General features: G+C 64.1%; 1 protein-coding gene. It reads left to right on the forward strand.

What is annotated here, in order from left to right; all coding sequences use genetic code 11:
- Positions 1-101: 101 nt before the first annotated feature.
- On the forward strand, positions 102-944 hold an 843-nt coding region (gene istA / locus T281_RS17140), incomplete at its 3' end, for an IS21 family transposase (RefSeq protein ID WP_420834887.1).

Consider the following 944-nt stretch of genomic DNA (forward strand, 5'->3'; position numbering starts at 1 on the left):
TGTCAGTCGACACGGCAAACTGCCCTCTAACGACATGAGGAACTGCCCCCTCGTGACGAAGAGGGGGTCTCATGAACGATCATCGAATCGACGAAAGCCCGATGCGGATGAACGATCCGCGGAGGGAGGTCATGAAGGAGCCGGAGGAGGTCGCGGCGATGCTGCGGCTGTGGTCGGTCGGCTGGGGTTTGAAGCGGATTTGCCGGGAGTTCGGTTGTAGCCATCACACAGTGAAGCGGTACGTTGATGCGGGCGGGTTCGTTGCCTACAAGCAGCCGGAGCGGCCGCGCATGCTGGGCGGCCTTGAGGATTGGCTGCGCGAGCGGTTCCGGCGCCATCGCGGCAACGCCGATGTGGTTCGCCAGGAGCTGATTGCGGAGAAAGGCATCGCCGTCAGCCTTCGCACGGTGGAGCGGGCGGTGGCGCCGTTCCGGCAGGAACTCGACGCCGAAGCGCGCGCCTGCGTGCGTTTCGAGACGCGGCCCGGCAAGCAGATGCAGATCGACTTTGGCGAGCGCCTGGTCGAGATCGGCGGCGTCAAGATCAAGGCGTTTCTGTTCGTCGCCACGCTCGGCTACTTGCGCCGGATCCATGTCCGCGCCTTTCATAACGAGCGCCAGGAAAGCTGGTTCGACGGACTGGAAAGCGCGTTTGCGAAGTTCGGCGGCGTGACGGAGGAGGTGCTGTTCGATAACGCCAGGGCGCTCGTCGACCGGCATGACCGAATGACCGGCGCGCTCGCCTTCAATGCGAAGCTGTTGGCTTTCGCCAAGCATTGGGGCTTCCGGCCAAGAGCCTGCGCTCCGTATCGGGCGCGCACGAAAGGCAAGACGGAAAACGGCGTCGGTTATGTGAAGAAGAATGCGGTCGCCGGGCGCGCATTTGGGACATGGGACGCGTTCGAGGCGCACCTTGAAGCCTGGTCCCGCGAGATCGCCGACGCG

The organism is Rhodomicrobium udaipurense JA643 (assembly GCF_000636015.1).
Taxonomy (GTDB): domain Bacteria; phylum Pseudomonadota; class Alphaproteobacteria; order Rhizobiales; family Rhodomicrobiaceae; genus Rhodomicrobium; species Rhodomicrobium udaipurense.